25 protein-coding genes are annotated in these 23,332 nt (G+C 73.3%); 11 read left to right on the top strand and 14 right to left on the bottom strand.

Annotated elements, in window-relative coordinates; all coding sequences use genetic code 11:
• Positions 1-3 precede the first annotated feature (3 nt).
• Complete coding sequence (locus tag QBJ89_RS16770) at positions 4-138, bottom strand: aa3-type cytochrome c oxidase subunit IV (RefSeq protein WP_277981618.1); 135 nt, start codon at positions 136-138, stop codon at positions 4-6.
• A gap of 142 nt (positions 139-280) precedes the next feature.
• Here QBJ89_RS16770 and QBJ89_RS16765 point away from each other — a divergent pair, with 142 nt between their 5' ends.
• On the top strand, positions 281-1,696 hold the full coding sequence (locus tag QBJ89_RS16765; RefSeq protein WP_277981617.1) for a sigma-54-dependent transcriptional regulator: 1,416 nt from the start codon (positions 281-283) through the stop codon (positions 1,694-1,696).
• A 16-nt stretch (positions 1,697-1,712) separates the two neighbouring features.
• On the opposite strand, the gene QBJ89_RS16760 is transcribed toward QBJ89_RS16765, so the two are convergent.
• The 6 genes from QBJ89_RS16760 to QBJ89_RS16735 all read right to left on the bottom strand — a co-directional run bounded on the left by QBJ89_RS16760 (position 1,713) and on the right by QBJ89_RS16735 (position 6,431).
• Positions 1,713-2,144 (bottom strand): GtrA family protein, encoded by a 432-nt coding sequence (locus tag QBJ89_RS16760; RefSeq protein ID WP_277981616.1) that lies wholly within the window; start codon positions 2,142-2,144, stop codon positions 1,713-1,715.
• 2 nt (positions 2,145-2,146) lie between these two features.
• The gene (locus QBJ89_RS16755; RefSeq protein ID WP_277981615.1) at positions 2,147-3,757 is read right to left on the bottom strand and encodes a hypothetical protein; all 1,611 of its coding nucleotides are present in this window, start codon (positions 3,755-3,757) and stop codon (positions 2,147-2,149) included.
• A 10-nt stretch (positions 3,758-3,767) separates the two neighbouring features.
• Positions 3,768-4,433, bottom strand: coding sequence for a PEPxxWA-CTERM sorting domain-containing protein (locus QBJ89_RS16750; protein WP_277981614.1), 666 nt, complete (start codon positions 4,431-4,433; stop codon positions 3,768-3,770).
• A 383-nt stretch (positions 4,434-4,816) separates the two neighbouring features.
• Positions 4,817-5,452 (bottom strand): heme exporter protein CcmB, encoded by a 636-nt coding sequence (locus tag QBJ89_RS16745; protein WP_277981613.1) that lies wholly within the window; start codon positions 5,450-5,452, stop codon positions 4,817-4,819.
• Positions 5,449-6,024, bottom strand: coding sequence for a heme ABC exporter ATP-binding protein CcmA (gene ccmA / locus QBJ89_RS16740; RefSeq protein ID WP_277981612.1), 576 nt, complete (start codon positions 6,022-6,024; stop codon positions 5,449-5,451). The genes QBJ89_RS16745 and ccmA overlap by 4 nt, the downstream gene beginning before the upstream one ends.
• A complete protein-coding gene (locus QBJ89_RS16735; protein WP_277981611.1) occupies positions 6,021-6,431 on the bottom strand; it encodes a metallopeptidase family protein in 411 nt (136 codons plus the stop codon). The genes ccmA and QBJ89_RS16735 overlap by 4 nt, the downstream gene beginning before the upstream one ends.
• Positions 6,432-6,496: 65 nt before the next feature.
• On the opposite strand from QBJ89_RS16735, the gene QBJ89_RS16730 reads away from it, so the two are divergent.
• Positions 6,497-6,796, top strand: coding sequence for a 4a-hydroxytetrahydrobiopterin dehydratase (locus QBJ89_RS16730; protein WP_277981610.1), 300 nt, complete (start codon positions 6,497-6,499; stop codon positions 6,794-6,796).
• Positions 6,797-6,920: 124 nt separating this feature from the next.
• On the opposite strand, the gene QBJ89_RS16725 is transcribed toward QBJ89_RS16730, so the two are convergent.
• Positions 6,921-7,703, bottom strand: coding sequence for an SDR family oxidoreductase (locus QBJ89_RS16725; RefSeq protein WP_277981609.1), 783 nt, complete (start codon positions 7,701-7,703; stop codon positions 6,921-6,923).
• A 60-nt stretch (positions 7,704-7,763) separates the two neighbouring features.
• Between QBJ89_RS16725 and QBJ89_RS16720 the strand changes: the two genes are divergently transcribed.
• Both QBJ89_RS16720 and QBJ89_RS16715 read left to right on the top strand, forming a co-directional pair.
• Positions 7,764-8,573, top strand: coding sequence for an ATP-binding cassette domain-containing protein (locus QBJ89_RS16720; protein WP_277981608.1), 810 nt, complete (start codon positions 7,764-7,766; stop codon positions 8,571-8,573).
• Positions 8,570-10,108 (top strand): ABC transporter permease/substrate-binding protein, encoded by a 1,539-nt coding sequence (locus tag QBJ89_RS16715; RefSeq protein ID WP_277981607.1) that lies wholly within the window; start codon positions 8,570-8,572, stop codon positions 10,106-10,108. The genes QBJ89_RS16720 and QBJ89_RS16715 overlap by 4 nt, the downstream gene beginning before the upstream one ends.
• Before the next feature lie 135 nt (positions 10,109-10,243).
• Here QBJ89_RS16715 and hemW read toward each other — a convergent pair whose 3' ends face one another.
• On the bottom strand, positions 10,244-11,380 hold the full coding sequence (gene hemW / locus QBJ89_RS16710; protein WP_277981606.1) for a radical SAM family heme chaperone HemW: 1,137 nt from the start codon (positions 11,378-11,380) through the stop codon (positions 10,244-10,246).
• Between the two features lie 63 nt (positions 11,381-11,443).
• Entirely contained in the window at positions 11,444-12,307 is an 864-nt protein-coding gene (locus QBJ89_RS16705; protein ID WP_277981605.1) for an oxidoreductase, read from the bottom strand.
• A 94-nt stretch (positions 12,308-12,401) separates the two neighbouring features.
• On the opposite strand from QBJ89_RS16705, the gene QBJ89_RS16700 reads away from it, so the two are divergent.
• Together QBJ89_RS16700 and QBJ89_RS16695 are read left to right on the top strand one after the other, a co-directional pair.
• Positions 12,402-13,304, top strand: a complete 903-nt coding sequence (locus tag QBJ89_RS16700; protein ID WP_277981604.1) for a LysR family transcriptional regulator — start codon at positions 12,402-12,404, stop codon at positions 13,302-13,304.
• Positions 13,305-13,391: 87 nt separating this feature from the next.
• Positions 13,392-14,285 (top strand): AraC family transcriptional regulator, encoded by an 894-nt coding sequence (locus QBJ89_RS16695; RefSeq protein ID WP_277981603.1) that lies wholly within the window; start codon positions 13,392-13,394, stop codon positions 14,283-14,285.
• 15 nt (positions 14,286-14,300) lie between these two features.
• Here QBJ89_RS16695 and QBJ89_RS16690 read toward each other — a convergent pair whose 3' ends face one another.
• Positions 14,301-15,371 carry an aldo/keto reductase gene (locus QBJ89_RS16690; protein WP_277981602.1) on the bottom strand — a complete coding sequence of 357 codons (1,071 nt, stop codon included), beginning with the start codon at positions 15,369-15,371 and terminating at the stop codon, positions 14,301-14,303.
• Between the two features lie 223 nt (positions 15,372-15,594).
• Between QBJ89_RS16690 and QBJ89_RS16685 the strand changes: the two genes are divergently transcribed.
• From QBJ89_RS16685 to QBJ89_RS16675, 3 genes are all read left to right on the top strand, one after another.
• A complete protein-coding gene (locus QBJ89_RS16685) occupies positions 15,595-16,431 on the top strand; it encodes an alpha/beta fold hydrolase (protein ID WP_277981601.1) in 837 nt (278 codons plus the stop codon).
• Between the two features lie 196 nt (positions 16,432-16,627).
• On the top strand, positions 16,628-17,563 hold the full coding sequence (locus tag QBJ89_RS16680) for a DNA/RNA non-specific endonuclease (RefSeq protein WP_277981600.1): 936 nt from the start codon (positions 16,628-16,630) through the stop codon (positions 17,561-17,563).
• A 64-nt stretch (positions 17,564-17,627) separates the two neighbouring features.
• The gene (locus QBJ89_RS16675) at positions 17,628-18,050 is read left to right on the top strand and encodes a DUF6278 family protein (protein ID WP_277981599.1); all 423 of its coding nucleotides are present in this window, start codon (positions 17,628-17,630) and stop codon (positions 18,048-18,050) included.
• An 81-nt stretch (positions 18,051-18,131) separates the two neighbouring features.
• On the opposite strand, the gene QBJ89_RS16670 is transcribed toward QBJ89_RS16675, so the two are convergent.
• Positions 18,132-19,310, bottom strand: coding sequence for a M24 family metallopeptidase (locus tag QBJ89_RS16670; RefSeq protein WP_277981598.1), 1,179 nt, complete (start codon positions 19,308-19,310; stop codon positions 18,132-18,134).
• On the bottom strand, positions 19,307-20,530 hold the full coding sequence (locus QBJ89_RS16665; protein WP_277981597.1) for an NAD(P)/FAD-dependent oxidoreductase: 1,224 nt from the start codon (positions 20,528-20,530) through the stop codon (positions 19,307-19,309). The genes QBJ89_RS16670 and QBJ89_RS16665 overlap by 4 nt, the downstream gene beginning before the upstream one ends.
• A 161-nt stretch (positions 20,531-20,691) precedes the next feature.
• Here QBJ89_RS16665 and QBJ89_RS16660 point away from each other — a divergent pair, with 161 nt between their 5' ends.
• Positions 20,692-21,357, top strand: coding sequence for a GntR family transcriptional regulator (locus tag QBJ89_RS16660; protein WP_277981596.1), 666 nt, complete (start codon positions 20,692-20,694; stop codon positions 21,355-21,357).
• A 5-nt stretch (positions 21,358-21,362) separates the two neighbouring features.
• Here QBJ89_RS16660 and QBJ89_RS16655 read toward each other — a convergent pair whose 3' ends face one another.
• Positions 21,363-22,310 (bottom strand): NAD-dependent epimerase/dehydratase family protein, encoded by a 948-nt coding sequence (locus QBJ89_RS16655; RefSeq protein ID WP_277981595.1) that lies wholly within the window; start codon positions 22,308-22,310, stop codon positions 21,363-21,365.
• Between the two features lie 92 nt (positions 22,311-22,402).
• On the opposite strand from QBJ89_RS16655, the gene QBJ89_RS16650 reads away from it, so the two are divergent.
• On the top strand, positions 22,403-23,332 hold the full coding sequence (locus tag QBJ89_RS16650) for a LysR family transcriptional regulator (RefSeq protein WP_277981594.1): 930 nt from the start codon (positions 22,403-22,405) through the stop codon (positions 23,330-23,332).

The raw sequence follows: 23,332 nt of genomic DNA, 5'->3' as shown, positions 1-23,332 counted from the left end.
CGACTACGCGATCAGCCAGATGACGAGGAAGGCGAGGAGGAAACAGGCGATCGCGCCATACTTCAGCCAGCCGATCATGCCGAAATAGGTCGCCTCGTGCGCCTTGATGTCGCCGCGCCCCGCGCCACTCTCCGCCATCTTTTCCTCATATTTCTGACTATCGTCGTCGGCAGCGTAGAGGCGCGGTCCGGCGGAGGCAATATCACCGTTGCGGCTTAAGCCCGCCTTTACTCACAGCGGTTAGGCGATAGGCAGGGAGCCACGGGACGATAGGCCAGACATGACGCGTAACGGACAACGTCTGCTGATGCTGATCGACGAGGACGCGGCACAGCGTCGCGTGATCGCGACGCTTGCCGCGCGCGGCGGGTGGCGAATCGTGTTCGCGGACGATCCCGCCGCGGCGGTGGCGACGCTCGCCACGCCCGACGGCATGCAGCTCGACGCAATCCTGCTCGATCCGGGCAGCGCTGGCTGGGAGCCGGCCGAGCTGATCGGCGAGCTGCGCGGCTATCGCGCGCAGCTGCCGATCCTGATGCTCACGGCGCAGGCATCGGTGGCGCAGGCGGTGGACGCGATGCGCGCCGGCGCGACGGACTATCTCGCCAAGCCGCTCGCGCCCGAGCGGCTGCTCCAGGCGCTCGACCGCGCCGTCGCCGCGACCGCCGCGGGCGAGCTTCGCCCGCTGACGGAGAAGATCCCGGCAATGCTGGGCTTCGACGAGATCATCGGCACCGCGCCCGAGTTCCGCGCCGCGCTCACCATCGCCGCCAAGGCGGCGCGCGCGCGCGTGCCCGTGCTGATCGAGGGCGAGAGCGGCGTCGGCAAGGAAGTCGTCGCCGAGGCGATCCACGCCGCCAGTCCGCGCGCGGAGGCGCCGCGGATCACGCTCAACTGCGGCGCAATCCCCGCCAATCAGATCGAGAGTGCGTTGTTCGGCCACGAGGAGGGCGCCTTCCCCGGCGCATTCCAGCGCAAGACCGGCCGCATGGTCGAGGCCGATGGCGGCACGCTCTTCCTCGACGAAGTCGATCACCTGCCGCTCGACGCGCAGCGCCGGCTGCTCGCCGCGCTCCAGTCGGGCGAGGTGCTGCCGCTCGGCGGGCGCCACGCGCGCGCGGTCGACGTGCGCGTGATCGCCGCCACCAACAAGCGCCTGCTCGACGAGGTCGCCGCCGGGCGCTTCCGCGAGGACCTCTACTATCGCCTCAACGCCGTGTCGGTGGTGATCCCGCCGCTGCGCGAGCGTGCCGGCGACATCCCCGCGCTGACGCGCCACCTGCTCGAGCGAATCGCGACCCAGCCGGGGTTGCGCGAGCTCGCGATCAGCGACGACGCGGTGATGCTGCTGATGACCTACGACTGGCCGCACAACGTGCGGCAATTGCAGGACGCGCTGTTCCGCGCCGCGGTGCAGTGCGACGGCGACACGCTGACCCGCGCCGACTTCCCGCAGATCGCGGCGCTGGGCCAACGCGGCCCGCGCGCGGCGAACCGCGGCGGCGAGACGGCGGGCGTGCCCTTGTTCCGGTCCGACGGGCACCTGCGCACGATCGAGGAGATCGAAGCCGACCTCATCCGGCTCGCGATCACGCACTATCGCGGCCGCATGACCGAAGTGGCGCGGCGGCTCGGCATCGGGCGCTCGACGCTCTACCGCAAGCTCGGCGAGCTCGGCATCGACAGCGCGGCGTGACTCGCGCACGGCTGCGTCACCGCCGCCGCGCCGCACGCGGCTCGGCCAGCGCCGCGCGCGCGGGGCGGTGGAACACCAGCAGTCGCGCCACGGTATAGTTGACCGGCAGCACCGCGGCGATCGCGAGCAATTTGGCAAAGGCGGGCGCCATCAGCAGCGACGCCTCGGCGACGATCGCGGTGCTCAGCGTCAGCCCGATCAGCACCATGATCGCGAAGCGCAGCGCCTGCGCCAGCACGGCGCCCTCGCGCGCGGCGAAGGTCCACTCGCGGTTGAGCCAGAAATTCAACAGCGCGGCGACCGCGTAGGACACGACGTTGCTCAGCCCCGGATCGGTGCCGAGCTCGGCGAGCAGCAGGAACAGGCAGGCGTCGAGCAGCGTCGCGATCGCGCCGACGCTGGCGAACCGCGCGCCGCTGCCCGCGAGCGACGTCAGGACAGCGCGCATCGTCACTTCTCCTCTCCCGGTGCGACGAAGGCGTGGGCACGGGCGGTCGCCAACGCCGCGGCGCGGTAGCCATGCGCCAGTGCGTAGCGCTCGAACGCGGGGTCGAACGGCGGCTCCCAGCCGGTCACGATCGCGCTCGGCGATCGCGTGGCGAGGAAGTCATCGAGCGTCGCGGGCGCGGCGGTGGTGAACCAGCGGCGATCCGCCGGCGCGAGATAGGGTGCAAGCCGATAGACGAACGGCCCGTTGGCAAACTCGGGGTAGATCGTCAGCCCGCCCTCGAGCGGCAGGATCGGCGCCAGCGTCGCGACCGGCGCGGCGCTGCCGCCGACCAGCGCGCGCAGCCGCTCGCCGTCGGCATGGACCTGCACCCCGGCCCAGCGCGCCGGCTGCAGCGCCTCGGGCACGCCCGCGAGCAGCCGCGGCGCGAGCAGGACGAGGCAGATCGCCGCCCCGGCCCACAGTGCCGCGGTCGCGGCGGCGCGCGCCTCGACGGGCACCGCGGCGTAGGCGAGGATCACCGCCGCCGCCACGAACGGCAGCGGCGGGAGGTAATATTGCGGGAACGCCGGGGTCGGCAGGAACGACAGCGCCGCGCCCGACAGCGCCAGCGCGCCGCACAGCACGAGCGGCCAGGCCGGCGCGCCGCGCTCGCGCTGCCCGCGCCACGCCGCCGCGACGAACAGCGCGATCAGCAGCAGCGCGAGCGCGCCGCCGGCGCCGAGCCACACTTGGTCGGCGACCATGATCTTGCCCGCCAGAGTCATCACCTTGGGCTCGGTCGCCTGCTGCCAATAGGCGCGGTGCGGCCCGGTGAAATAGCGGATCGTGTGCGCCAGCAGCCCCTCGGGCTCGCGCGCGAGATAGACCAGCAGCGGCGTGCCGCCGACCAGCCCGCCGAGCACCAGAGGGATCACCACCGTGCGCCACCGCTCGGCGAGAGACAGCGACTCGCCCCGCACCAGCAGCGCGGCGATTCCGGCGCAAGGCAGGACGAAGACGAACGCCACCTTCATCATCACCGCCAGCGCGAGGCTGCACCCCGCCGCCGCGATGGTCGCCGGTGCGGGCCGCCCACGCAACAACCCGAGGATCAGCAGGTGCAGCCCGAGCAGAGCGAACGGCACCGGCAGGAAGTTGTTGGTGACGAGCATGCCCGCGGGGTCGAACAGGCCGCCGCTCGCCAGCGCAAGCCCGGCGAACAGCGCAACGGCGCGGCGCTCGCGCGGCGCCGCGACATGCGTGCGCGCAATGATCCACAGCAGCGCGGCGGTGGCGATCCAGCTGGCCGCGACCAGCAGCCGCCCGACCAGCAGCAGATGGTCAGCGCCGGTCAGCGCGTAGAGGCCGCCGAGCAGCAGCGGCAGGCCGGGAAAGTGGTTGTAGCCAAGCGTCTGGTACAGCGGCGCGCGGAACACCAGCCGTGCCGCGGCGACATGGCCCTGCTCGTCGTGGCCGAGCGGGAAGGCCATGATCCGCCCGAATAGCCCGAGCAGCAGCGTTCCCGTGCCCAGCGCCACCGCGGCGCGCCGTGCCAGCGCGGCCCCACCGCGCACCGCGGCGGTGCGCGCCACGGGCGCGGGCTCGATCGCGACGAGCGGCAGCGCGCCCATCGCGCGCGGCTCAGGCCGCGGTGCCGCGACGCACGCGGCGCCGCAGCATCGCGCCGACGAGGCCCAGCCCGGCGATCATCGTCATCCACGTCCCCGGCTCGGGCACCGCTGCCGCGGCGGCCTGCTGGAAGACGATGTCGTCGAGCTCGAAGGAGGTCGGCGAGCTGAAGGTCAGGCGGCGCAGCGTCTCGCCCGCGGCCAGCGCGATCGCGACACGGCGGTTGCCCGTTGCCGAGGTCTCGCTGCCGTAGCCGCGCGTGATCAGGTCGCTGCCCAGCACGCTGAGCACGCCCGCGCTGGTCTCGACGATCAGTTCGTTGGCGCGGTCGATCGAGCCCCAGTAGAAGCTGAAGTCGCCCAGCGCCGCGCCGACATAGTCGGTGAAGTCGAGCGTCGCCGATCCCGCCGCGCCGCCGCCCGGCACCGACAGGTAACGCGTCAGGTCGCCGGCGGGGGCATAGCCCTGCTTGGGCTGGAAGCCCTGGAGAATCTGATAGGTGCTGCCCGCGGCGAAGGCGATCCCGGTGGGCAGCGCGCCCTCGAAGTCCAGCGTCAGCACGCCGCTGGCGCCCGGATCGGGCGCACCGGGCACGCTGCCGACGAGCGTCGCCGCCGCGGCGGGCGTGCCCGCGAGCGCCGCGATGCCGAAAAGAAAGGATGCCGTGAGCCTACGCACCGTTACTGCCCCCATTTTTACGTCACACGAGTCGTGTCATGTCCCCGTGGCGAGTGTAGCGGGGCGGCGGCACGCCGCGGCGGGCGCATCGGGTGTAATACCGGGAGCCGCGGCGCCCGCTCAATCGGGATTGGGTGGCGCTCCTTTGATCGCCGGGCGGTCGCCGCGGTGTCGCGTGCGCCCAGGCCGTTGTTTATACGGCACCATGCCCCCGGCTCAGGGCCGTGCCGACGGCGTTCAAGCGGTTTCGCTGAGGTCTCGCGGGCATGGGGACCCCGGGTCAATCGGAAGGATGATCCGCGACGCCTTGGCGCTTCGGGCTCCCCTGTGAGCGGGAGCACGAAGAACGGCGCGTCGCCGCACGTGCTACGCCGGGATCACCGTCACTCGAGCGCCGCACGGATCGCCGCGCCCGCGGCTATCGGCGTGCCGACCAGCAGCACCAGGCTGGTCGCGGCGAGCAATTCGAGCCCGCCGCCCCCGCCCGTCAGCGTGCCTGCGCCGAAGATCAGCAGCGGCACCGCGAGCGGCAGCATTACCAGCCCCGCCACTGCGCCAGCACCGCGCACTCCCGCGGTGAGCGCCGCGGTCGCCACCGCCAGCGCGGCAAGCCCCGGCGTCCCGAGCGCGAGCCCGGCGAGCACCAGCAGCAGCTGCGCCGCCGAGAGATCGAGCAGGGCCGCCGCCACCAAGGTCGCGAACAGCAGCGGCGGCGCGAACGCCAGCCAATGCGCCACCACCTTGGCCAGCGCGATCGTCACCGGCGTCCGGCCGCGCACGATGAGCTGGTCGATCACCCCGGAATCGAGGTCGGGCGCGACCAGCCGCTCGACCGGCAGCAGCGCGGCGAGCAGCGCCGCGGCCCAGATCACCCCGCCGCCGACCCGCGCCAGCAGCGTCGCGTCGGGGCCGATCGCGAAGGGGAACAAGGTCGCGACCAGCAGGAAGAAGCTCACCAACAACGTCGCGCCGCCGCCCGCATAATACCGACGCACGTCGCGCCAAATCAACGCGGTCACAGCGCCACCTCGATCGCGTCCGGCAGCGCGAGCGGCTGGTGCGTCGTCACCACCGCCGCACCGCCGGCGCCGCGATGCCCCTCCAGCAGCAGCGCGAGCCGCGCGACCGCGGCCGCGTCGAGCCCGCTCGCCGGCTCGTCGAGCAGCCACAGCTCGGCCCCCGAGGCGACCACGCGCGCCAGCGCGGCGCGGCGACGCTGGCCGGTGGACAGCAGCCGGACCGGCACGTCGGCGAGATCGTCGAGCGCCACCGCCGACAGCGCGGCGGCGACCCTCGTCTCCGCCGCCGGCACGTCGTCCTGCGCCGCCCAGAAGCGTAGCGCCTCGGCGAGCGCGCGCTCGGGATCGAGCGCGGCGGCCTCCCCCATCCACGCCACGCGCCCGCCGCGCGCCACCGTCCCCGCGGCGGGCGCGAGCAGCCCCGCGAGCACGCGCAGCAGCGACGATTTGCCCGCGCCGTTCGGGCCGGTGACCAGCGCCGCTCCGCCGCGCTCCAGCGTCAGCTCGATGCCCTCGGCGAGCCAGCGCCCGCCGCGCGCCACCGCCAGCCCGCGCGCCGCCAGCAGCGTCAATCCGCCACCGCCTCTTCCAGCGCGTGCATGTCGTCGTCGCTGAGGCCGAAGTGATGGCCGATCTCGTGGATGGTGACGTGCGCGACGAGCTCGTCGAGCCGCACCCCGGTCTCGCACCATTCGGCCAAAATCGCTTGGCGGTAGAGGTGGATGCGGTCGGGCAGCGCGGCGCTGTCGAAGGCGCTCTTCTCGCCGATCGGGCGGCCGTGATAAATTCCGGTGAGGTCGAGCGGGTGGGCGATCTCCAGCGCCGCGAGCGTCTCGGCGTCGGCCTCTTCCTCGACCAGCAGCACCACGTCGCCGAGATGGCGACGGAAGGCCTCGGGCAGGCGCGCGATCACCGCGCGCGCGTGCGCCTCGATCGCGTCCGCGGAGGGTGCCGCGCCCATCGGCTCTTGCTCGTTCATTCCCCGGGCCATACCGCTCGCGCTCGGGCCGCGGCAAGCGGCGTGGGCGGCGAGAGGAGCGCGACATGGCGGGCATCGAACAACTCAGTGAGGCCGAGCGCGCCGACGCGCTCGATGGCCTGCCCGAGTGGGACTATGACGACGCGCGCGACGCGATCACGCGCACGATCGTCTTCACCGACTTCGCCGAGGCGTTCGGCTTCATGACCCAGGTGGCGCTGCTGGCGGAGCGCGCCGACCATCATCCCGAGTGGAGCAATGTGTGGAACCGGGTTGAGATCTTGCTCACCACCCATGACGCCGGTGGCCTGTCCGGGCGCGACATCGAGCTGGCGACCGCGATCGACGCGATATTGGGCGGGTAGGCCGAGATCCTCCCCGCTCGCCGGGAGGTGGCAGCGCCTCAGCGCGGTCGGTAGGGCTCTCCGCGGGCGAGCCGGTGCGTCCGCGGCGAGCCCCCTCCACCACCTCCGCGCAAGCGGGGAGGATTTACCCCATCACCCGCCGCCGCATCGACCTGCGCAGCCGCCCCGGCAGCCAGCGCGCCGCGAGGGCGAGCCGCTTCGCGGTCGGGCCGACCAGCGTGTGGAGCCGGTCCCCCTGCACCGCCGCCCAGGCCTGGTCCGCGACCACCTCGACCGGGGTGAACTCGAGCCCGGCCGCCACCACCGCCTCGCGCGCGGTGCGGTTCGAGCCCGCGACCGGCGCGGACAGCAGCGCGGTGTCGATAAAGCCCGGCATCAGCGAGCGCACGCGGATGCCCTCGCGCGCCCATTCGCCGTCGAGCGCCTCGGTCAGCCCGCGCACCGCGAATTTGGTCGCCGAATAAGCGGCGAGCCCGGACGAGCCGTAGATCGCCGAGGCCGAGGCGGTGTTGAGCAGGCACGACCCCGCGGTCGCGCGCAGGTACGGATAGGCCAGCCGCGCCCCATAGGCGACGCCGCGGAAGTTGACGTCGATCACGCGGTCCAGCGCCTCTATCCCGATCTCGCCGAACGCGCCGCCCGCCGCCACGCCGGCGTTGTTGAACAGCACGTCCAGCCGTCCGTCGCTGATCGCGGCGAAGTCGGCGAGCACATGCTCCCACTCGGCCGGGTCGCGCACGTCCATCTGGTGCGTGCTGGTGCGATCGCGCGGCAGCAGCGCGGCGGTCGCGGCGAGCCCGCGCTGGTCGATGTCGGCGAGCCCGACGCGCCAGCCCTCGGCGGCGAAGCGCTGCGCCACCGCGCGACCGATCCCCGAGCCGCCGCCGGTGACGAGTATCGCCCTCATCCTGCTCTCCCACGTCTTGACGCTTGTTAGTCGCGCAGGCTTCCCGCATCGTCGCGCGTGATGCCAGCACAAAAGCTGCCCCTGCCGGCGAGCGGCCCGGCGATCGCGTTCGAGCGCGTCGCCAAGGTCTATGCCGACGGCACCGTCGCGGTAGACGACGTCTCGCTGACGATCGCGCCGGGTAGTCTGGTGGCGCTGGTGGGCGCGTCGGGCTCGGGCAAGTCGACGCTGCTCAAGACGATCAACCGGCTGGTGGTGCCGAGCGTGGGTCGCATCACGCTCGACGGCGTCGACGTCGCGGACGGGCCGCCGCACGTGCTGCGCCGGCGGATCGGCTATGTCTTCCAGGAAGTCGGGCTGTTCCCGCACCTCAGCGTGGCGGAGAATGTCGCGTTACCGCTGCGCGTCATCGGCCGGCACGACGACGATCGCGTCGCAGCGATGCTCGCGTTGGTCGACCTGCCCGCGACGCTCGCGACTCGCCTGCCCGCCGAGCTTTCGGGCGGGCAGCGCCAGCGCGTCGGCGTCGCACGCGCGCTCGTCACCGGGCCGCGGCTGCTGCTGATGGACGAGCCGTTCGGCGCGCTCGATCCGGTCACGCGCGAGGCGCTGATGGACTCGGTCGCGCGGCTGCACCGCGACCTCGCGCTGACGACGGTGATGGTCACCCACGACATGGCCGAGGCGCTTCTCGCCGCCGACCGCGTGCTGGTAATGGAGCATGGCCGCGTCGTTGCCGACGAGACGCCCGCGGCGCTGCTCGCCGGCGCGGGCGGCGAACGCGCCGCGGCGCTGGTCGCGGTGCCGCGCGCACAGGCCGAGCGGCTCGCCGCGCTCGCGCACGGCGGCCAGGCTGGGGACGGGGCATGAGCGAGGCACTCGCGCGCGTCCCCGCGCTGGCGGCGCAGCACCTGCTGCTCGCGCTCGCCGCGCTGCTGCTCGCGCTCGCCGTCGCGCTGCCGCTCGGGCTGCTCGCGGCGCGGCGACGCTACCTCGGCGCGGCGGTGCTGGGCTTCGCCAGCCTGGTGCAGACCGTCCCCAGCCTCGCGCTGCTCGCGCTCTTCTACCCCGCCTTGCTGTGGCTCTCGGCTTTGGTCGGCGGCGGCATCCCCGCGCTCGGCTTCCTGCCGGCACTGCTCGCGCTGACGCTCTATGCGCTGCTGCCGATCGTGCGAAACCTCGTCACCGGGCTCGCCGGGATCGACCGCGCGCTGCTGACCGCCGCGGACGGGATCGGCATGACCGCGGCGCAGAAGCTGCGCTGGGTCGAGGCGCCGCTGGTGCTGCCCGTGGCGATGGCGGGGGTGCGTACCGCCGCGGTATGGACGATCGGCGCGGCGACGCTGTCGACCACTGTGGGCCAGCCGAGCCTGGGCGATCTCATCTTCGCGGGATTGCAGACTCAGGCCTGGACGTTGGTGATGGCGGGCTGTGTCGGCGCGGCGGCGCTGGCGCTGGCGGTGGACGCGCTGCTGGGCTTTGCCGAGCGGGCGGCGGGGCGGCGGCAGTGGCGGCGCATGGCGGCGGCACTGGCGCTGCTGGTCGCCGCCGGCGCGGCCGCAAGCACGCCGCTGTGGCGCGGCGGTGGCGACGGCGGGCGAACGGTGGTGGTCGGCGCCAAGAACTTTTCCGAGCAATATATCCTGGCGCGGCTGATCGGCGCGCGGCTGGAGCGGGCAGGGTATAGCGTGACCTACCGCGACGGGCTCGGCTCGGCGGTGGCGTTCGGCGCGGTGGCGAGCGGCGCGGTCGACGTCTACGTCGACTATGCCGGCACGTTATGGACCGGCGCGATGGCGCGGCGCGACACCCCGCCGCGCGCCCGGCTGGTGGCCGAGCTGGCGCGCTGGACCGAGCGGTCGCGCGGCGTCACCTTGCTGGGGACGCTCGGCTTCGAGAACGCCTACGCCTTCGCGATGCGCGGCGCCGATGCGCGCGGGCGCGGCATCGCCTCGCTCGACGATCTGGTCGCGGCGGCGCCGAGGCTGCGGCTCGGCGCCGACCTCGAATTCCTCGACCGGCCGGAATGGGCCGCGATCCAGGCCGCTTATCCTTTGCGCTTCGCCGCGACGACGCCGTACAGCCCGACCTTCATGTACCGCGCGCTGGCAAGCGGACGCGCCGACGTGATCAGCGCCTTCTCGTCGGACGGACGGATCGCGGCGGAGCATCTGATTGTGCTGAGCGACCCGCGCGGCGCGATCCCCTCCTATGACGCGGTGCTGCTGCTGGCGCCGGCGCGGCGCGACGACGCGCGCTTCCGGGCGGCGCTGGCGCCCTTGGTAGGGCGCATCCCGGTGGCGGCGATGCGCTCGGCCAATTACCTGGTCGACCGCGACACCGACAAGAAGTCGCCGGAAGCGGCGGCGGCGTGGCTGGCGTCGAAGGTCGGACTGGGCGAGTGACTCCCCTCCCCTTCAGGGGAGGGGTCGGGGGTGGGGGCCTACCGCGAGCGCCGCATCTGTTATCGAGAGCGAACGTCCCGCGGAACCGACTCACCCCAGCCCTCCCCTGAAGGGGAGGGAGCGCCGCGCCCTGCCTCAGCGCACCACGCGCGGCAGGATCGAGTCGAGCAGCAGGACGCCCGCGTCGGTGACGCGCAGCCGCTCGCCGTCGCGCGCGATCAACCCCGGAAGCGCGGCGATCGCGTCGTCGTCCACGATCACCTCGACCGCCAGCCCCGTCACTCGCGCCACCCGCGCCAGGTCGACCCCCTCGGCGAGCCGCAGCCCCATCAGCAGCGCCTCGCGCGCGCGCGCCTCGGGCGCGAGCGGCTCCTCGGTGACGAGGCCGTGGCCGTTGCGCGCGACCGCGCCGAGCCAGTTCTCGGGCTTGCGGTGGCGTTGCGTCGCGCTCGCCTGCCGCCGGCCGTGCGCGCCGGGCCCGACGCCGGCATAGTCGCGGTAGCGCCAGTAAGCGAGATTGTGGCGGCTCTCCGCGCCCGGCCGGGCGTGGTTCGACACCTCATAGGCGGGCAGACCCGCGGCGGCGGTGATCGCGCGGGTCGCCTCGAACAGATCGGCGGCGGCGTCGCCGTCGGGGATGATCAGCCGCCCCGCCGCCGCCTCGGTGTGAAAGCGCGTGCCGGGTTCGATCGTGAGCTGGTAGAGCGACAGATGCTCGGTACCGAAGCCCAGCGCCTGCGCCAGCTCGCGCTCCCAGGCGGCGAGCGATTGGTCGGGCCGGGCATAGATCAGGTCGGTGCTCACCCGCGCGAAATGGCGCTGCGCGACGTCGAGCGCGCCGAGCGCTTCGGCGACGTCGTGCGCGCGGCCGAGGAACTGCAGCGCGGCGGCGTCGAGTGCCTGCAACCCGAGCGACACGCGGTTCACTCCCGCGACGGCGAGATCAGCGAAGCGCGCCGCCTCGACCGAGGAGGGATTGGCCTCGAGCGTCACCTCGAGCTCGGGCAGCGGCGCCCAGGCGGCGGTGGCGGCGTCGATCACCGCCGCGACCGTGGCGGGCGGCATCAGCGAGGGCGTGCCGCCGCCGAAGAAGATCGAGCCGAGCCGCCGCCCCGGCAGCGCCGCCGCCTCATGCGCGAGGTCGGCGAGCAGCGCGTCGCGCCACGCCGCCTGGTCGACCGCGGCGCGGACGTGGCTGTTGAAGTCGCAATAGGGGCATTTCGAGACGCAGAACGGCCAGTGGACGTAGAGCGCCAGCGCGGAATCGGTCATGGCGCCGGCGCTATGCCCTGCCGCGCCGCGCTTGACCATGGCGCGGCGCGGCGCCGCCTGCGCTCACCGCGTCGCGCCGATCGTGTCGAGCGCGTCCAGCGCCGCCGCGTCGAGCACGACCTCCGCCGCCGCGAGATTTTCGCGCAGGTGCGCCACCGACGAGGTGCCGGGGATCAGCAGGATGTTGGGCGAGCGGTGAAGCAACCACGCCAGCGCCACCTGCATCGGCGTCGCGCCCAGGCGCGCCGCGACCGCGTCGAGCGCGCCCGACTGGAGCGGGCTGAAACCCCCCAGCGGGAAGAAGGGCACATAGGCGACGCCGTCGACCGCGAGTCGGTCGATCAGTGCGTCGTCCTCGCGATGCGCGAGATTGTACATGTTCTGCACGCACGCCAGCGGCGCGATCGCGTGTGCCTCCTCCACCTGCGCGGCGGTGGCGTTGCTGATCCCCAAATGGCGGATCAGCCCCTCCTCGCGCATCGCCGCCAGCGCGCCATAGCCCTCGGCGATCGAGCCCTCGCTGCGGCCGTGGCTGCCGTCGTGGACGCGGAAGTTGACGATCGCGAGCTGCTCCAGCCCGAGGTTGCGGAGATTGTCGTGGACCGCGGCGCGCAGCGCGGCGGGGGACTGCGCCGGGTCCCACGACCCCTCCGGCCCGCGCACCGCGCCCACCTTGGTGACGATCGTCAGCCTCTCGGGATAGGGCGACAGCGCCTCGCGGATCAGCTGGTTGGTGACGTGCGGCCCGTAGAAGTCGCTGGTGTCGATATGATCGACCCCGGCGGCGACCGCGGCGCGCAGCACCGCCAGCGCGGCGTCACGGTCGCGCGGCGGGCCGAACACGCCGGGGCCGGCGAGCTGCATCGCGCCGTAGCCGAGCCGGCGCACGTCGCGATCGCCGAGCCTGTAGGTCATCTTCACGTCCATGCTGCGTCTCCTTGTTCGTGCGAGTGCAGATAGGCGCTTGCGATTGTGCCGATTAGCCGGAAGAATCGGGACGACCCGTGCGGGAACCCGAACGATGGACGCCGATCTCTCCGACCTCGAGGCCTTTGTCGCGGTGGCGCGCGCACGCGGCTTTCGCGACGCCGCGCGGGTGACCGGGCGCAGCGCCTCGACGCTGAGCGAGGCACTGCGCCGGCTGGAGGCTCGAGTCGGCCTGCGGCTGCTCCATCGCACCACGCGCAGCGTCGCGCCGACCGAGGCGGGGGCGCGGCTGCTGGAGCGGCTCGCGCCCGCGCTCGACTCGGTCGCCGCGGCGCTCGGCTCGGTCGACGAGCTGCGCGAGCGGCCCACCGGCCTATTACGGCTCAACGTGCCGGTGAGCGCGGCCAAGCTCGTGCTGCCCGCGATCCTGCCCGGCTTCCTCGCCGCCTATCCCGACATCCGCGTCGAGATCGACGCCGAGGATTCGTTCGTCGACATCCTCGCCTCCGGCGCCGACGCCGGCATCCGCTACGACGAACGGCTGGAGCAGGACATGATCGCGGTGCCGATCGGACCGCGCGTGCAGCGCTTCGCGGCCGCCGCCGCGCCCGCCTATCTCGACCGCCGCGGCCGGCCCGCACACCCGCGCGCGCTGCTCGACCATGATGGCCTGGTCGGCCGTTTCTCCAGTGGCGCGCTGGCGAGCCCGTGGGAGTTCGAGCGCGACGGGGAGGCGGTGCGGATCGAACCGCGCGCGCGGCTGATCGCGCGGGTCGCGGGCGCCGCCGACCTGCTGGTCGAGGCCGCGGGCGGCGGCGGCGGCATCGTCTACCTCTTCGAGGAGTGGCTCGCCCCCGCGCTCGCCGCCGGCGCGCTGGAGCCGGTGCTGGCCGACTGGTGGCCGAGCTTTCCGGGACCCTTCCTTTATTACTCGAGCCGCCGCCTCGTCCCGCCGCCGCTGCGCGCCTTCGTCGACCATGTCCGCGCGCTCGGCTGACGCGGATCCGCCGCGAATCGTGCCCGATCGTCGCGGCGGCGGCGTCCGCGGCTTGCGGCGATCGGCGCGTACGATCACGGAGCAGCGATGACCCACAACGAGCCGCTCGCGCGCGCGATCGCGCGGCACCTGCCGGCGGACGGCACCGTCGCCACCGCCATCCCCGGCGTGACGCTGATCCGCGCCTCGACGCCGACGCTGCCGATGCCGGTGGTGTACGAGCCGACCGTCTGCTTCGTCCCGCAGGGGCGCAAGCGCGCGCTGCTCGGCACCGCGGTCTACGACTATGATCCGGCGCACCATCTGATCGCCTCGGTCGGCCTGCCCGTGGTCGGCGCGGTGACCGCGGCGTCGCGGGAGGCGCCCTATCTCAGCCTCCAGCTCGACCTGGACCCGCGCGAGCTCGCCGAGCTGGCGCTCGACCACCCCGGCATCCCGGGCGGCGACGTCGTCGCGCCGCCGGGCCTGACGCTCGGCATCACCGCGCCCGCGCTGCTCGACGCCGCCACTCGACTGGTCGCGCTGCTCGACACGCCCGCCGACGCCGCCGCGCTGGCGCCGCTGGTGCGGCGCGAGATCCACTATCGCCTGCTCGCCGCGCCCGAGGGAGCGGCGCTGCGCCAGCTCGCGCAAGCGGACACGCGGCTGAGCCAGATCGGCCGCGCCATCCGCTGGATCCGCGACCATTATCGCGAGCGCTGCCCAGTCGACCAGGCGGCCGCGGTGGCGGCGCTCAGTCGCTCGGCCTTCCACCATCACTTCAAGGCGGTGACAGGACTGAGCCCGCTCGCCTTCCGCACCCGGCTGCGGCTGCAGGAGGCGCGGCGGCTGATGCTGAGCGAGGCGATCGAGGCGGCGAGCGCGGGCTATCGCGTCGGCTATGAAAGCCCGTCGCAGTTCAGCCGCGACTATGCGCGGCTGTTCGGCGCGCCCCCCGCCGCCGACGCCGGGCGGCTGCGCGCCGCCGCCGCGGCTGGTTGAGCGCGCCGCCGCGGCTCAGCGCCGCATCGCCACCGGGTGCGCGCCGAAGATCAGCTGCTGCGCCATCGGCCGGCCGATGAACCGCTCGGGGAAGATCGGCGCCGGCCGGCTCGCCGCGTCGAGCCGCGCGAGCTGGTCGTCGTCGAGCACTACCGCCAGCGCACCGAGATTGTCCTCGGCCTGCGCCAGCGTCCGTGCGCCCATCACCGGGGCGGTGACCGCGGGGTGGCGCAGCGTCCAGGCGAGCGCAACCTGCGAGCGCGACGCCCCGGTCTCCGCCGCCACCGCGCCAACCACCTCGGCGATCGCGAGCGAGCGCTCGTTGAGGTGCCCGGTCGAGGCGATCACGCCCTTGCGCGTCGCGGCGACGTCGGCGCCATTCTCGTCGGAGAGGTCGGCGCGCGTGTACTTGCCGGTGAGAATGCCGCCGCCGAGCGGCGACCAGGGCAGTACGCCCAGCCCGAGCGCCTCCGCCATCGGCATCAGCTCGTGCTCGACGGTGCGCTCGACCAGGCTGTACTCGATCTGCAGCGCCACCAGCGGCGACCAGCCGCGCAGGTCGGCGATCGTCTGCAGCTGCGCCACGCGCCACGCCGGCGTGTTGCACAGGCCGATATAGACCAGCTTGCCCGCCCGGACGAGATCGTCGAGCGCGCGCAGCACCTCGTCGGACCCGGTGGTGAAGTCCCAGGCGTGGAGGTAGAGCAGGTCGATCCGGTCGGTGTCGAGCTGGCGCAGGCTCGCCTCGACCGAGCGCACCAGGTTGAGACGGTGGTTGCCGCCCGAATTGGGGTCCGCCGGATCGCGCGCCATGGTGAACTTGGTGGCGAGCACCGCGCGCTCGCGCCGGCCGCGCAGGAAGCGGCCGAGCAGCCGCTCCGACTCGCCGTTGGTGTAGTTCACCGCGGTGTCGATCAGATTGCCGCCGCGGTCGAGGTAGAGGTCGAGGATGCGGCGCGCCTCCGCCTCCTCGGCGCCCCAGCCCCAGTCGGCGCCGAAGGTCATGGTGCCGAGCGCGAGCGGCGCGACGCGCAGGCCCGAGCGGCCGAGCAGGCGATAATCGGTGAGCGCGGTGGGGAAAGTCATGGATCGTGCCTCCAGTTCGGGTTCGCGCCCGAGATGGCGGCGCCGGCGCGGCAACGGTAACCGCTTCGTCCGCGAGCCTTGCCCGATCGTCCGCCAGCCGCTCCTGTTCGATTTTCTCGAACGGATAGCGCGACCTTATCGCGCTCCCCCGACTCGATTCGCTGGCGTAACCCTCTGATTGCCGGACGCCTTCCGGCGACAGTCACGAGACAGGGAGCGAGCCATGCCGACGATCACCACGCAGGACGGTACCGAGATCTTCTTCAAGGACTGGGGCCCGAAGGACGCGCAGCCGATCATGTTCCACCACGGCTGGCCGCTGTCGTCCGACGACTGGGACAATCAGATGCTGTTCTTCCTGGCGCAGGGCTATCGCGTGATCGCGCACGACCGCCGCGGCCACGGCCGCTCGGCGCAGGTCGATCACGGCCATGACATGGCCACCTATGCCGCCGACGCCGCCGCGGTCGCCGAGCACCTCGACCTGCGCAACGCGATCCATATCGGTCACTCGACCGGGGGCGGCGAGGTCGCCGCCTATGTCGCGCGCCACGGCCTGCCGCAGGGCCGCGTCGCCAAGGCGGTGCTGGTCAGCGCGGTGCCGCCGATCATGGTCAAGACCGAGCTTTATCCCGGCGGGTTGCCGATCGAGGTGTTCGACGGGTTGCGCGCCGCGCTCGCCGCCGACCGCGCCTCCTTCTACCGCGACCTGCCCGCCGGTCCCTTCTACGGCTTCAACCGCGACGGCGCCGAGGCCAAGCCCGCGGTAGTCGACAATTGGTGGCGCCAGGGGATGATGGGCAGCGCCCAGGCGCATTACGAGGGCATCAAGGCCTTTTCCGAGACCGACCAGACCGACGACCTGCGCGCGATCACGGTGCCGACATTGGTGCTGCACGGCGACGACGACCAGATCGTCCCCTACCGGAACGCCGGCCTACTCTCGGCCGAGCTGCTGCCCCAGGCGACGCTGAAGATCTATCCGGGCTACTCGCATGGCATGCTGACCGTGAACCATGAGGTGCTCAACGCCGACCTGCTCGCGTTCGTGCGGGGATGATCGTGGCCGGTGCGCTCCTCTCGAGGGGCGTACCGGCGAGACGCGTCGACAGCGCGCCGACGGGATCGTCCGGACCCGCCGGCGACGCCGCGCCGACAGCTCGGCAAGGCGCCACGGCGCGGTCCGACACCGTCGCGGTGCCGTCACGCAAATCGCTATACCGGGTCGGTCCGCCCCTCAGCGCAGGAGACCGACCGTGCCGATCTCGTCCTACCGCCCCCGCCTGCGTGACCTGCGCCCGCTCGTGCCCGCCTCCTTGCCTGCGCCGTCCGCGCCGACGCTCGCCCCCGCGCTGGCGCGCACCACTCCGGCGAGCGACTTCGCCGGCCGCGCCGGCTACGACCCCGCGCATCTCCCTGACTTCGCGGTGGCGCTGCCCTCCACCGCCGGCGTGCGCAGCGACGTGCGCGCGGTGCCCGGGCGCGACGACGGCCGGCTCGATTACACGCACTTCTCGCTCGTTCTTTCCGCCAGCCGGCGCCTCGCGCTGTTCACCGCCGCCAACCTCGACGGCGCGCAGAGCGTGTCGGTGCCGCGCGGCGGCGATCCCTGGGCGCTCGACGGCCGCCTCCCCGCCGCCGCGCAGGTCGGCAAGGAGCTGTACGCCGACAATGACTTCGACCGCGGCCATCTGGTGCGCCGCGAGGACCCCAACTGGGGCGCCGACGCCGCCACCGCCAACCGCGACACGTTCCACTTCACCAATTGCGCGCCGCAGCTCTCCGCCTACAACCAGCAGACCTGGCTCGGGCTGGAAGACCTGGTACTCGGCAATACGCGGCGCCAGCACGAGCGCGCCAGCGTGTTCACCGGCCCGGTGTTTCGCGCCGACGACCCGGTCTATCGCGGCGTCGCCATCCCGCTGGCCTATTGGAAGGTGATCGCCTTCGTCCACGACGACGGCACGCCGTCCGCGACCGCCTATATGATCGACCATGACGTCGACCTCGGCCGCGTCGAGCTGATCTTCGGGCTGTACAAGACCTATCAGCGCTCGGTCGCCGCGGTGGAGCGCGCCACCGGGCTCGACTTCGGCGCGCTCGCACTGCGCGACGGCTTCTCCAACGAGGAAGCGGCGACCGGTGCGCGGGTCGAGCGCGTGATCCGGGTCGCCGCCGACGTGCTGGTGTGACGCGCCGCCCGACCTCGCGTGCGCCGCGCCTATAATGAGCGCTGATGCGACGAGGGACGGGGTGATGACGATGGGGGACGTAGCGCGGCTGGCGGAACGGTACGCGGCGGCGCACCGGGGCGAGCCGCTCGATTACTCGGTCGACAGCCTGGCGGTGGTCGATCGCCTGCTCGACGCGCGGCGGCAGGCGAAGGGCAAGGCCGCGAGCGTCGCCGCCGAGGCCGGTTGCTATGTCGGCGAGGTGATCCGCCGCCAGCTCGGCGGCCGCTGGCGCGACACGCCCGCGACGTCGGGCAAGCGCGGCTTCCTCGGCCTGCTCGGCGGCGGCCGCCCGGCATTCGCGCCGGTGCTCGATCTCGGCGTCATCACCGTCTCGCCGGTCGAGAAGGTCCGAGCACGTCTGCGCGACCCGAGCGAGGACACGATCGAAATCTATTACGAGGCGGTGGAGCGCACCATCATCCCGCGCGTGGAGGATCTGGCTTAGGACGGGTGCGGGCTCGCCGCTTCATTCGCGCTGAGGAGAGGCTGGGCTTGTCGAAGCGTCGTCTCGAAGCGCCGCCCGACGTCAGCCGAACGGCCGCTCGAGCGACTCCTGCGGCGGGGTGAACCAGGCCGCGCCCTCCGCGGTGACGCGGAAATGGTCCTCCAGCCGCACGCCATAGCGCTCGGGCACGACGATCATCGGCTCGTTGGAGAAACACATGCCCGGCTCCAGCGGCGTCTGGTCGCCGCGCACCAGATAGGCCGGCTCGTGGATCGACAGGCCGATGCCGTGCCCGGTGCGGTGCCCCAGGCCGGGCAGCCGATAGCCAGGTCCGTAGCCGGCGCGCTCCAGCACCGCGCGCGCCGCGGCATCGATCGCCTCGCACGCCACGCCGGGCCGCACCGCCGCGAAGGCCGCGGCCTGCGCCTCGCGCTCGACGGCGAAGGTCTCGTGCACCTCGGGCGCGACGCGGCCGAAGGCGTAGGTACGCGTGATGTCGGAGTGGTAACCGTGAACGCGGCAGCCGGTGTCGACCAGCACCAACTGGTCCTCTTCGAGCAGCTGGTCTCCCGGCAGGCCGTGCGGGTAGGCGGTCGCCTCGCCGAACTGCACCGCGCAGAAAAACGAGCCACCGCCACCGATCGCCTGGTGCGCCGAGTCGATGAAGCGCTTCACCTCGCTCGCCGCGATCCCGGGACGCAGGATCGCGGCGGCGCGGCGCTGAACCTCCAGCGTCATCGCCTTCGCGGCGGCCAGACAGGCAAGCTCGGCGGCGGACTTGACCATGCGGCAGCGGTCGATCACCGCCGCGCCGTCGCTCACCGCCAGTCCGGCCCCCCGCAGCTTCTCGCCCCAACCGAACGGCAGCAGCGGGTCGAGCGCGAGCCGCGCTCCCGGCGCGAGCGCGCGCGCCACCAGCGCGACGGGATCCTCGTCCTCCTCCCACAGCGCCGTCGCGGCGGGGATCGCCAGCTCGGCGGCGAGTGAGCCCTGCTCGAATGCCGGGCAGATCATCAGCGGGTCGCCGCTGACCGGCAGCAGCAGCGCCACCATCCGCTCGGTCGCGCCCCAGCTCACCCCGGCGAAGTAGCGCAGGCTGGCACCGGCGCCGACCAGCAGCGCGTCGACGCCGAGCGCGCCCGCCAGCGCGCGCGCGCGATCGAGCCGCGCGAGATGCTCGGCCGTGCCGATCGGCGGCACAAGCGGCGCGGGGCGGATCGCGGCGAGCTCGGTGGCGAGGTCGGAGGTGCCGATGGTCATGCGAGCGTCCCGAAACGGCGGAGGGCGTAGGGCGTGAGATCGATCGCCGGCGCCGCGCCCGCGATGATATCGGCCAGCAGCTCCGCGGTGACCGGCGCGAGCGTCAGGCCGAGATGCTGGTGGCCGAACGAATAGTACAGGTTGGCGGCACGGGTCGAGCGGCCGATCGCGGGGAGATAGTCGGGCAAGGTGGGGCGTGCGCCCATCCAGCGCTCGAACGGCGCGGCGAGCGGCAGACCGAGCGCGGCGGCATGCGCCTCGAGCCGCTGCCACTTGCGCGGATCGGGCGGCGCGGCGGCGCGCCCGAACTCGACGAAGCCGGCGAGCTGGACTCGATCGGCGTAGCGCGTGGCGATGATCGACCGGTCCTCGAAGACGAGCGGCGGCAGGTCGGCGGGCCAGCCATGGGCGGCGGCGCGGACGTGATAGCCGCGCTCGGCGATCAGCGGCGCGCGCTCGCCCGCCGCGGCCATCAGCGCGCGCGAGCCGACCCCCGCGGCGACCACCACATGGTCCGCGGCATGGCCGGGCACCGCGACCCGGTCGCCGACGCGCTCGAGCGTCGCCTGGCCGGTCGCGCGCGCTACCCCGGCGGCGTCGAGCGCAGCGTCGAGCGCGGCGGCAAGCCGGTCGAGGTCGCTCACCTGCGCGCTGCCGGCGAAGCGGATCGCGTCCGCCACTCCCGGCGCGAGCGCGCGCACGCGCGCCAGCGTCGCGGCGTCGACGGCGTGGACCGTCGCGGTGCCGGTGTCCGCCGCCCGCCACGCCGCGCGACCGCGCGCGGCGCTGGCATCGCTCTCCCAGGCGACGAGATGACCGTTCGCGCGCACCAGCGCCGCGTCGCCCAGCGTGCCGGCGAGCCGCTGCCACGCCGGCAGCGCCTCGGCGAGCAGCGCACCCAGCGCGGCGCGACCGCGGCGATGCTGCGGCGGCCGCGACGCCCAGGCCAACCGCAGCGCGAACGGCAGCCAGTCGCGCGCCTGCGCGGGCGGCAGGCTCAGCGGCCCGCCGCGCCAGAACAGCCGCCGCGGGACACCGACCAACGTGGCGGGCGAGGCGAGCGGCTCGACCTGCTCGGTGGCGATATGCCCGGCGTTGCCCCAGGACGCGGCGGGCACGCCGGCCTGCTGATCCAGCAACGTTACCGCCGCGCCGCGCCGCGCCAACGCGAGCGCCAATGTGCGCCCGACCACGCCGCCGCCTATGATCAGGATGCGCATCGCCGGGTCATCCACGCCGCTTCACATGCACCGTCGTATTGTATACAATTGGCCATCACAAGTCACTGGATCTCTTCCATTAGCCTTGTTGATCGAACGTTAACCACGTGCTGAGATCATACGCAGACTACGCACGCTCCCGTGCTGCTTGAAGGACTATCATGCCCGTCAGCATCATCGCCCGCACCCTGTCCGATCGCGTGTTCGAGATCGTGCGCGAGCGCATCGTCACCGGTGAGCTGCGTGACAACATGCCGATCCGCCAGGACGCGCTCGCCAGCGAGCTGGGTGTCAGCAAGATCCCGCTGCGCGAGGCGCTGGCGCGGCTTGAGCAGGAGGGGCTGCTGACGAGCCAGGCCAATCGCGGCTACACGGTGCAGCCGATGTCGGCGGCACAGGCAGACGAGATCTTCGCGCTGCGCCTCTCGATCGAGCCCGCGGCGTCGGCGAGCGCGGCGCTGGCGGCGGACGAGGGAGGGCGACAGGCGGCACTGGCGGCGTTCCACGCGCTCGACGAGGCGGCCTCGAGCAACCTCGCGGAGGTTGCGGTGCGCAATCGCGTCTTCCACATCGCGCTGGTGCGCCCCGCCGGGCGGCGGCTGACCACCTCGCTGGTCGAGCGGCTCGGCATCCTGGCGGAGCGCTACACCGTCGCGCATCTCGCCCCGGCGGGTCGCGACGCGCGCGCGCACGTCGAGCATCAGGGGCTGATCGATAGCTGGATGGCGCGCGATGCCGAAGCCCACCAGCGTCTGCTCCACGACCATATCGCGGGTACGCTCGCCGACCTGCGCGCGCAGTTCGCGGCGGATGCGGTCGCCGCTTAGCGGCTTCACACGCAGCCCAGGCTCGCCAGCGTCGCGCGCACCGCCTCCACCAGCGGCGTGCGCGGTTCCCGCCCCAGCGTCGCCACCAGCCGCGCGTTGTCGAGTCGCAGCGGGCGCTGCCACAGATAGCGCATCTCCATCAGCTCGCGCGGCGTCTCCGCCACCAGCGCGGCGAGGCGCAGCTGCCACCACGGCAGCCGGCGGATCGGCACCGCAGGATCGCCGAGCACGCGCACGATCGCCTCGACCATCTCTCGTCCGTCGGCGTCCCACTGGCCATCGAGATGGTAGCGCGCGAAGGCGGGCAGGTCGTCGCGATCGAGCAGTTGCGCGATCGTCTCCGCCACGTCGGGCAGGTAGGCCCAGGCATGCCCGACGCCGCGCTGCCCTGGCTGGCGCACCACGCGCGGGCGCGCCCCAGGCGTCACCAGCCCCTGCGCAAACCAATTGTTCGCCGCGCCCGGGCCGAAGAAGTCGCCCGCACGCACGATCAGCACGCTGGCAGCGCCGCTCGCCGCCAGCGCCTCAAGGCGTCGCTCGAGCGCGACGCGGATCGCGCCCTTGCGCGTGACCGGCCGCTGCGGCGCGTCCTCCGCGACCAGCGGGAAGGCGTCGGGGCCGTAATTGTAGACCGTGCCAGGCAGCACCACGCGGGCGCCGGTCGCGCGCGCCGCGGCGATCGTGCTGTCGAGCATCGGCAGCACCTGACCGGCCCAGTCGCGATAGCCCGGCGGGTTGACCGCGTGGACGATCGTCGACGCGCCGACCGCGGCGGCGGCGACCGCGGCGGCGTCCCGTGCGTCGCCGCGGACCGGCTCGCAGCGTGGGTCCAGCCGCGCCGCGTCGCCGCGCAGCAGCGCGCGGACTTGCCAGCCGCCGTCGAGCAGCCGCCGTGCGGTAGCCCCGCCGATGCCGCCGGTGGCGCCGAGTATCAGGGCCAGTCGCTTGCTCATCGCTCTTCTCCTCGTTCGTGTCGTGGCGAGGATGACGAGCGTCGAGCCCATCGAAAATTGCCAAAGAACGGTGGCCTGCTATACGCAAATCGATGAGCCAGGATCCGAGCTGGGATGTCTATCGCAGCTTCGCCGCGGTGCTGCGCGAACGCTCGTTGTCGGCCGCGGCGCGCGCGCTCGGACTGACCCAGCCGAGCGTGGCGCGGCATATCGCCGGGCTGGAGCAGGCGGTGGGCGGGTCGCTCTTCGTGCGCTCGCCGCGCGGCCTTTCGCCGACCGACCGCGCGCTGGCGCTGCGCCCGCACGCCGAGGCGCTGGTCGCCGCTGCGACCGCGTTGCGCCGCGCCGGGAGCGGGTCGCCCGACGCGCCCGAAGGCGTGGTACGGGTCAGCGCGAGCCAGGCGGTGGGGGTGTGGCATCTGCCGCCGATCCTCGCCGCGCTGCGCCGCGTGCACCCGCGGCTGGCGGTCGAGCTGGCGCTGACCGACTCGGTCGACGACCTGCTCCAGCGCCAGGCCGACGTGGCGGTGCGGATGGTCGAGCCGGCGCAGCAGGCGCTGGTAGCGCGGCGGGTCGGCGCGGTGCGGCTCGGTTTCCACGCACACCGCGACTATCTCGCGCGGCGCGGTATGCCCGCGACCGTCGCGGACCTGCGCGACCACGACCTGATCGGTCCCGACACCGAGACCGCCTTCACCCGCGGCACAGCGGCGCGCTGGCTGCCGGGGCTCGACCGCGCCGCCTTCGCGCTGCGCACCGACAACGACGCGGCGCATGTCGCGGCGATCACGGCGGGGTTCGGCATCGGCATCTGCCAGACCGCGGTGGCGCGGCGCGATCCAGCGCTGGTGCGTGTGCTGCCCAAGGCACTCGACGTGGCGCTGCCGCTCTGGATCGTGATGCACGAGGACCTGCGCGGCGGCGCGCGCTACCGCGCCGTGTTCGACGCGCTGGCGGAGGGTTTAGGGCAGGTCGCCGCGGCCGACGCGCGCGCCCTTTCCCTCGCCCCGCCAGCGGAGTAG

The sequence above is a fragment of the Sphingomonas phyllosphaerae genome (genome assembly GCF_029623345.1).
Lineage (GTDB): Bacteria > Pseudomonadota > Alphaproteobacteria > Sphingomonadales > Sphingomonadaceae > Sphingomonas > Sphingomonas phyllosphaerae_C.
The sequence above is the reverse complement of the archived record's forward strand: the minus strand, read 5'-3'. Positions and strand labels throughout refer to the sequence as shown.